Below are 8,222 nucleotides of genomic sequence, written 5' to 3' on the forward strand. Positions count from 1 at the left end.
CGCGCGATTTACCCGCGCCCAAGCCGGTCTGCAATCCGGTCGAAGATGAATTCGGTGGCCGTGGCATAGCCTCCTATCTGGCAGTGCGACTGCGCCGTCGAAGACTCATCGAACAACAGATACTCCTTGGGGCAATTCAAGGCGTCGAAGAACGGCCTGGCACCGTGGAAGACCTCGCCGGTTCCATCCAGCACCAGCGTTTCACAGGTCACCTGGTCCAGGATGGCTGAGTTGTCATAGGGCTGGAGGGCCTGCACTACATCTTTGATCGAGTTGGGCACGCCATGCTTCCAGGCGTAATCACTCACCAGATTCCGTAACTGATCAGGAAGCTCGGCCAGCGGCCGGTCGGCGAAACGCTCCAGCTGCGCGATGATTTGACGTCCCCAACTGATGTTGCCCGGATCAGTGATGCAGAGCTTGATACGTTTGTCGAACGCAGCCACGCGAGGCACCAGATAGCCACCGAAGCTCAGGCCCATCAGCGCGATATTGGAGGCGTCTATCTCCGTAAACTTCTCCAGCGCGAAGTCAATCAGCGGGCTGACAACCTTCTCCCAGTCGGGGCGGAAGGTCAGGTTGTTCAGACGCAGCGCGAACCCCTGGCCAGGGCCATCGTAGGTCAGGCAGTGAATGCCCCGCTGAAGCGCACCTTCGCAAACCCACCGGGTGTCCTCGGCCCAGGTATCCCGGCCCGGTGTGACGATGAGTAGCGGGGCTTTCTCGTCAGCATGAGGTGATCTGTAGAAATAGCCGGGAAGGAAGCTGCCTTCGTAGGGGATTTCGATGCGTTCGGCGGGATAGCCGGACAGAGAGATGTGTCGCTCGTAGCACGATGCGCTGGCGACTGCGTACTCCTTCATACGCTTGTCCCCGAAGTCGCTGAAATAAAGCAACGCGCAGCGCCAGTACGTCGAAGCGCGAAGGTAGGCACTGGCCGCGGTGACAGACCTGTTATTTCTGTCCGCATCTTCGGCCCTGTCTTGCAGCCGGGTCGCCAGCGCGGCCCAGGCACTGACCCAGGTCTCTTCGTCGCTGCCCCTGAGCTGGTGCACCACGTCCATGACCTCGCCGAAGTCGGTCATGCCATAGGGCATCAGGCCCAGGATGTGCTTGATCAGCGCATCGAGCAGCACGTTGTCGTTAAAGAAACTCGGTTGTGCCCAGTGTTTTTTTTCCGGGCTGGCAACTTTTACATTGGCCGCATTCGTATTAGCCTGCTCTTTTCCGGACTGACTACTTTGAGTATTCATACATTTCTACCTCCATTCTTCTTGCTGGTTGCTACGTGGTTAAAAAAATGTTTCATTTCTTACTGTCTTCGTCCGTTTGCCCACCCGCTGCGCCATGAAGAAAAATTTGTACAGCATGACCAACGATTTCCTCGATTTCAGCATCAGTCAATGTTGGTGATCGAAGTCCAGACGCAGCCTGAAGCTTGGTGTTAGCGGCCACCAGACTGACAAAATGTTCCGCCAGCGCTTTGGCGGGGACGTCGCGGCCTAATCCTTTTCCCGGCTGCTGTTGAGCGGCAATCCAGACTGAAAGAATTTGGATGGCTTTACCGTAGCTGACGTCCCACATAGCTCTGGCAACGTCCGGAAAGCGCCGGCCTTCATTGACCAGAAGTCGATGCAACGCAAGGGTGCGTGAAGACAGGGCAGATCTCAGTAGTTGCCGGCCAAGAACTGGCAGCACCTCGCCTGGCTCTCCGTCCGCGATGTTCAGTTGCTCCAGCGGCCTGGCAACCTCGGTACAGAGGTCGATCATTGCATGCCTGAAAAGACCTTCTTTTCCTCCAAAGTGGCTGTAAATGGTGCTTCGTGATCCACCAACACGCGCAATCAAGTCATCAACAGCGACTGCATCAAAGCCCCGTTCAAGGAACAACTCGGCGGCGGCCTCAGTCAGGTCACGGACACGTTGGGCTCCTCTGGCAGTTCTGTGCTTAGGAGCGGAGGTTCTTTCGTCAGCTACCATTTTATTCTTCCGGTCTGGATAGATATTTGTACTGTACTATACAGTACAAATAGCAGCAGTTCAAATGGCAAAGCGCAAGATTTTGGAAGGAGTAAGAGCGCAATCAGACTGTCAGGCAGTGAATGCAATGCCCACCGCATCGCGCAGCAGGACAATTGGCTCAAGCCCACCCGGTGCCTGAACGGAACCAATGGGGTAGCAGGCATCGACAATATTGGAGGGATCAGAGCCTGCGCCAAACGGTGGCGTCCGTGGGTTAAACGCCAGCGGCTGCCCGCCTTTCAGACGGTAGCCCGTGCGGTCGGCTTCGGTACTGACATACCAGTCGTCGGCAAAGAAGGTATCGACCGCGGCATCCGTCAGTCGGTGGATATAGAGGCCCGGTACCAGTCGCAGAGTGACGGATTTCTCCAGCACCGGCAGTAATGCCTCAGGAACAGTGTTCCCCTCGCGGCGGAAGCGATCTGCGTTTACTGGATGCACGTTCAACACATCATCCGCTGCCAGTCGCCGCCCCTGAAAGCCCCCCAGCGCCCCCAGCGTATAGGTCGAGCCGCTTCCCAGGACGCGCGGCACATCAAGGCCGCCAGCAATCGCCAGATAGCCACGGCATCCCTGGCGGGCCGGGGCAAAGCGCAGATGTTGCCCGGCGTGGATATACAGCGCGCTGTGCGCAGCAGCAGGTTGATTGTCAACGATCGGCGTCATCGCCGCGCCGCACACCGCGATCAGCGCATCGGTGGAAAAATGTAACTCCGGGCCGAGCAGCGTCATCTCCAGCACCGCATCATCGGCTGCGTTACCCACCAGCAGGTTCGCCATCTGCATTGAATACGGATCCAATGCGCCGGAGGGGGGAATGCCCAGGTGGTAATAGCCTTCACGCCCTGCATCCTGTACCGTGGTGGCAAGGCCAGGCTTAATCACATTGATGGTCATACAACCCCCTTTTCAATAACTGAGGATAGCCCTGCGGATCGGCGACAAAGTCTGCAAGCACAAATGTCACATCGCGAATGCGCGGGGAAAATATGCCTTTTTTCACCTGTTCGCTGATGTCGTCATAAGTCTGATGATCGATGGCGCGGAACTGCACAATGTCGCCCGCTTTGAAGAACACCATTTCGCTTTGCAGATACGGCAGACGTTGCGCCGGATCATAGATCGGCATTGGCGTGATACCAAACAGCTGATAACCGCCAGCGCCACGCACCGAGTAGATACAGCCGAAGCAGCCGCCATGACCGAGGGATAACCCGGGCGTATCGGTACGCGGGCGCAGGTATTTCGGTACCTGGAGCTGTTTGTCATGCCCGACCATCTGGTACATAAACGGCAATCCGGCGACAAAACCCACCATCGACACGAACCACGGCGTACCGCTGTGCGCGGCAATAAAGTCGTCTTTATCCGCATAACCGTTGATGTGTGCGGCATAGTCGAGGTCGCTGCCTTCCGGTGCCTGATGGCGATCGCGAAAACGCATTAACGTCTCGTGTGTCCACGGATCGTTGTACAGCACCGGCACCTCAATAATGCGTGTCGCCAGCGTTGCGTCGGCTTCGCTATCGGCTTCCAGCGCCTGCAACTTGTCGAGCAGCGTTTGCGGTGCCAGCACGTCCGGGTTAAAGCGTACCTGGAAAGAGGCGTTCGCCAGGCAAATATCCAGCACACCGGGGAGCTGGCATGCCTCCAGTGCCCGTGTCAGTGTCAGGCCGTGGAAAAAAGCATTTAACGACATTGACTGGTCAATTTCGGCAAAAAGATGCTCATCTCCGCCAAACGAGTAGCGAATCGGATTATTGGCCATAGCGCCTCTCCTGTAGCGGCGGCGTGGCTGCACTGTCGCGCTCCGCCAGCCACTGCTCAAGGGTGGTGGTGGTAAATTCTCCTGCCTGCAATTGCGGGTTTGCAGCAGCCATTGATGCAGCGGGGCGGTGGTTTTGATGCCACGTAGTTCAAGCCCGCCGAGTGCCTGGCGGGCGCGGGCCAGCGCGTCGGCGCGATCGGGGCCCCAGGCAATTACCTTCGCCAGCAAGGAGTCATACCACGGGGGAACGCTGTAACCGCTGAAGACATGGCTGTCGACACGGATCCCTTCGCCACCCGGCCACACCACTGCGTCTATCCGGCCAGGGCAAGGGAAGAAGTTCTTGTCGGGGTCTTCGGCGTTAATGCGCATTTCGCAAGCGCTGCCGCTCAGGTGCACATCCGACTGCGCCAACGTTAGCGGTTCACCGTTGGCAATGCGTAACATCCACTGCACCAGATCGATGCCCGTTACCATCTCGGTTACCGGGTGTTCCACCTGGATACGGGTATTCATTTCAATGAACCAGAACTCGCCGCGCGTTTCATCAAACAGGTATTCCAGCGTGCCTGCCCCGCGGTAGCGTAGGTGCCGCGCCAGTTGCACTGCGCTGTCGCAGAGCGCGGCCCGCTGGGCAGGACTCAGGGCAGGCGAGGGCGCTTCCTCAAAGATTTTCTGCCGACGGCGCTGTAACGAGCACTCGCGGTCGAACAGGTGGATCACCCGCTCGCCATCGCCGAGGATCTGCACTTCAACATGACGGGCGCGGGCGATAAAACGCTCGAGATAGACTGCGCTTGAGCCAAAAGCGGCTTTCGATTCGCTCTGGGCAACGGGGAATTCCCGCGCCAGTGCCTCATCATTTTCTACCACGCGGATACCACGACCACCGCCACCGGCTGCGGCTTTAATCAGGCAGGGATAACCGATCTGGCTGGCGCGAACTTGCGCTGCCTGTACCGTTTCCAGCACCCGGGAGCCGGGAACGACCGGCACACCGGCTTCTGCTGCTGTGCGGCGGGCTGCGGCTTTATCGCCCATCACGCGAATGGTTTGCGCGTCGGGGCCGACGAAAATATACCCGGCCTGTTCAACCCGCTCGGCGAACTGGGCATTTTCCGACAGAAAACCGTAGCCAGGGTGGATCGCATTTGCACCGGTTTGCGCGGCGGCATCCAGTAAGGCATTAATGTTGAGATAACTGCGCGCGGCAGGTGCCGGGCCGATAATGCACACCTCATCGGCCAGTTTTGCCGCAAGGCTTTCGCTGTCCGCCTCGCTGCATGCCGCCACCGTTGGGATCCCCAGTGTTTGCGCAGCACGAATAATACGCACCGCTATTTCCCCACGGTTAGCGACCAATAATTTTTTTATTTTCCCCGTCATAAATCCTCCGCAGTGATTATTCGTTATCGGTTTTTATTATGGCGATCACCTGTCCGGGTTCGACGGCATCACCATTTTGTATGGTGATGGCGCTTATTATGCCGCGAGTCTCGGCGAATATTTCACTGAACTGCTTCATCACTTCAATTAAACCAATAATGGTATCGGGTTCGACTTTATCGCCATCCTTAACAAAAGGTGCAGCCTCCGGTGAGGGTTGCCGGTAAAAAATACCTGGCAATGGCGAAAAAATTTCAATATCAGACATCGTATTTCTCTCCAGATAAGCGGGAATGATTAAACCATACCCGGTGAGCAGACGTTTATACCTGCATTAATGAGCGCCATTTTTACCGAGCTGATAATTTCCAGTGCGCCGGGCGTATCACTGTGGATACAAATAGAATCGAAACGAATCGGGATGGTATTGCCGGTAACGGTTTTGACTTTCCCCTCCAGACAGGCCATTAACACTTTCTCGGTGATCGCCTGCACATTAAGACGTCCGGTACTGCGGGTGAAGACAATAAGCCCTTGATCGTCATACTCTCTGTCGGCGTAAAACTCGGTGACTACCGGATGCTCCAGCCGCTGCGCTGCCTGCCAGACGGCGGAGCCCGCCATGCAGTAAAGATAGAGGCCGGCGTCGAGTTGATGCAGGGCGGCAACAAAACATTGCGCTGCCGTTTCATCCCGCGCCAGGTGCATATATAACGCGCCGTGCGGTTTAATATGCTGTAATGGCAAGGAGTATAAACGTGCGAATTCCCGCAATGCACCCAGTTGGTAAATAATGTCGTTAACCAGTTCGTCCATCGGAATAGATAAATGGCGGCGACCAAATCCTTGTAAATCATTAAATCCCGGATGTGCGCCAATGGCTACGCCATTTTTTCTGGCCGACTCGACAGTTTTTCGCATAATACTGGGATCACCAGCGTGAAACCCGGTGGCAATATTGTCGGAGCTGATTATCGTCATAAGTTCATTATCAACATCATCGCCAATTATCCATGAGCCAAAACTTTCTCCTATATCGGAGTTGATATCGACCGTTTTCATCATAATAATTTCTTATTTCCGTTGGGGACGTCAATTCACTATATGAAGATTTATTTGTATCCGAAAAGTATTATTTTTAGATAGTCTGATATCAGAAAAACAGAACGCTCATGGGCAAACATTTTGCTTAAATAAAAAGAGGGGCAGAGATGCTGACATTACGCCAGGTTCGTTATTTTGTTGCCACCGCCGAAATGGGGCAGATCTCGCTGGCGGCCTTGCATCTCAATATTTCTCAGTCGGCGGTCACCGGGGCGATTCAGGAGCTGGAGCAGCTATTGGGCAAGAAGCTGTTTACCCGCTCGGTGCACGGCATGATGCTGACCGACTACGGGAACCATTTTCTTAACCATGCCTATACCGTGTTACAGACCGTGGATAATGCCGTGCGTAGTATGCCGGTTAATGACACGGGTGTGCGAGGCACGCTGCGCCTGGCGGCAAGTTACACGGTGATTGGCTATTTTCTGCCGTTCCATCTGCAACGGCTGGCGCAGGATTACCCGCACATTGATATCCAGTTGTTTGAGTATGAGCGGCAGGATATTGAACAAGGATTGGTTGACCAGAAGCTGGATATGGCACTGGTGCTGACTGGCAATTTACGCCATCAGTCGATTTATGCCGAAACCCTGTTTAATTCTACGCGCCGCTTGTGGCTGCCATCGCGGCATCCGTTATGTGAAAAATCGCACGTGACGCTGGAGGATGTGGCCGGGGAACCTTTCATTATGCTCACGGTGGATGAAGCCGCAGACAGTGCCATGCGCTACTGGGAAGAGGCCGGAGCCAGCCCGAGCGTCATCCTGCGCACCAGTTCGGTCGAGGCGGTGCGCAGCATGGTGGCTAATGGTTCGGGGATTGCTATCTTATCGGACCTGGTTTATCGCCCGTGGTCGCTGGAAGGGCGGCGCATTGAGACCCGTTCGCTGGTGAACCATGTGCACCCGATGAGCGTCGGCCTGGCATGGCGTCATGACGCCCACTTAACCCCGGCGATGGCGGCGCTGCGCGAGTATTTCCGCAGCGCATTCGTGACGCAGCAAATCAATATGGTGCGACGTTAACACCTCTCTGCGCCCGACGTGAGTAAACCTTTCCCTATTAATAACCAAAAGTTTTGGCATTTGAGAAATGGACAAGACTGGAGCGCCCCGAGCCGTAGACAAATCTGCCCTGTAGTTTGAGCACTGAAGAAATCTATGGGTACACCGCGTTTTACTCCCGAATTAAGAAGAGGCTGTCCGCCAGATAATCGAACGTAGTTATTCCGTGGCCGAAAATGCGTTGTTGAGCGGGATTAATGTTCCGAGCCAGTAACTTACGGATCCCCTCGCGTTGCTGTCGGGCACCAGCCAGCGACATAACAGGGTAAGCACTTAAGCCAGGACGGGATGCTTTACCGTTGATACGGTATTTGGGATACCAAAGACGTGAACCGTCTGGATGGACACGCAGCTACAGACCAATCAGAGGCTTTACAAGAAGGTTTGAGGCTGCGGGTTTTCGTGTCGTTAAGGGGGGCATTTGGCGATCACTCCACAATCGAACTGAAATGACCCAGATTTGACGACCACTTTTTCCCGATGCGGGGGGTAAACTGAATACGAATCGGGAAGGCTTTTCACGCTAACTTATTGAATCAAAATCGTACAGGGATTCGCAAAGCGACATGAAAACAAGAATTTGACTCTCTGACTGGGATCGCCTTTGCCAGTAACTGGCTAATAATTAAGCTAATCCTGAATTTCCTTTTTGTCAAGACCACCAGAATGACCACCAATCGAAGCTGGTGATCATTTTTGTACATTTGGTTATCGCTATTTAATTTATGAAACTTGGGTTGTTGTACGGCCTGAACCTACCTCGTTTGGATTCTAAGATCTGCAGGTGATTTTTATCTGCAGATCCTATATCAGTAAGTTTTTTATTCTATGCTTAGATCTTCTGCATAAATTAAAACTTTTTCAGGAGAGCCTATTTG

General features: G+C 54.6%; 7 protein-coding genes and 2 pseudogenes. 1 reads left to right on the plus strand and 8 read right to left on the minus strand.

From position 1 onward, the window contains the following. Positions 1–8: 8 nt before the first annotated feature. From IM271_RS19375 to IM271_RS19405, 7 genes and pseudogenes are all read right to left on the minus strand, one after another. Positions 9–1,253, minus strand: a complete 1,245-nt coding sequence (locus tag IM271_RS19375; protein ID WP_080346974.1) for a S9 family peptidase — start codon at positions 1,251–1,253, stop codon at positions 9–11. Positions 1,254–1,305: 52 nt separating this feature from the next. Next, entirely contained in the window at positions 1,306–1,980 is a 675-nt protein-coding gene (locus tag IM271_RS19380) for a TetR/AcrR family transcriptional regulator (protein WP_047063024.1), read from the minus strand. A 111-nt stretch (positions 1,981–2,091) separates the two neighbouring features. Then, positions 2,092–2,919 (minus strand): biotin-dependent carboxyltransferase family protein, encoded by an 828-nt coding sequence (locus IM271_RS19385; RefSeq protein ID WP_223812790.1) that lies wholly within the window; start codon positions 2,917–2,919, stop codon positions 2,092–2,094. Then, positions 2,900–3,790 carry an allophanate hydrolase subunit 1 gene (locus IM271_RS19390; RefSeq protein WP_047063026.1) on the minus strand — a complete coding sequence of 297 codons (891 nt, stop codon included), beginning with the start codon at positions 3,788–3,790 and terminating at the stop codon, positions 2,900–2,902. The genes IM271_RS19385 and IM271_RS19390 overlap by 20 nt, the downstream gene beginning before the upstream one ends. Then, positions 3,780–5,176: pseudogene (locus tag IM271_RS19395) on the minus strand (acetyl-CoA carboxylase biotin carboxylase subunit). Before IM271_RS19395 ends, IM271_RS19390 begins: the two are co-directional and overlap by 11 nt. A gap of 16 nt (positions 5,177–5,192) precedes the next feature. Then, the gene (locus IM271_RS19400; RefSeq protein WP_047063028.1) at positions 5,193–5,444 is read right to left on the minus strand and encodes an acetyl-CoA carboxylase; all 252 of its coding nucleotides are present in this window, start codon (positions 5,442–5,444) and stop codon (positions 5,193–5,195) included. Positions 5,445–5,473: 29 nt separating this feature from the next. Continuing rightward, positions 5,474–6,241: a 5-oxoprolinase subunit PxpA gene (locus IM271_RS19405; protein WP_200900453.1), complete on the minus strand. Its 768-nt coding sequence runs from the start codon at positions 6,239–6,241 to the stop codon at positions 5,474–5,476. A 146-nt stretch (positions 6,242–6,387) separates the two neighbouring features. Between IM271_RS19405 and IM271_RS19410 the strand changes: the two genes are divergently transcribed. Further along, a complete protein-coding gene (locus tag IM271_RS19410) occupies positions 6,388–7,305 on the plus strand; it encodes a LysR family transcriptional regulator (protein ID WP_047955833.1) in 918 nt (305 codons plus the stop codon). Positions 7,306–7,519: 214 nt separating this feature from the next. Here the strand turns inward: IM271_RS19410 and IM271_RS19415 are convergent. Next, positions 7,520–7,757 (minus strand): annotated as a pseudogene (locus tag IM271_RS19415) (Arm DNA-binding domain-containing protein); the annotation flags it as partial. Between the last annotated feature and the right edge of the window lie 465 nt (positions 7,758–8,222).

Source organism: Enterobacter cloacae complex sp. I3 (assembly GCF_014896175.1).
In the GTDB taxonomy this organism is placed as follows: domain Bacteria; phylum Pseudomonadota; class Gammaproteobacteria; order Enterobacterales; family Enterobacteriaceae; genus Enterobacter; species Enterobacter bugandensis.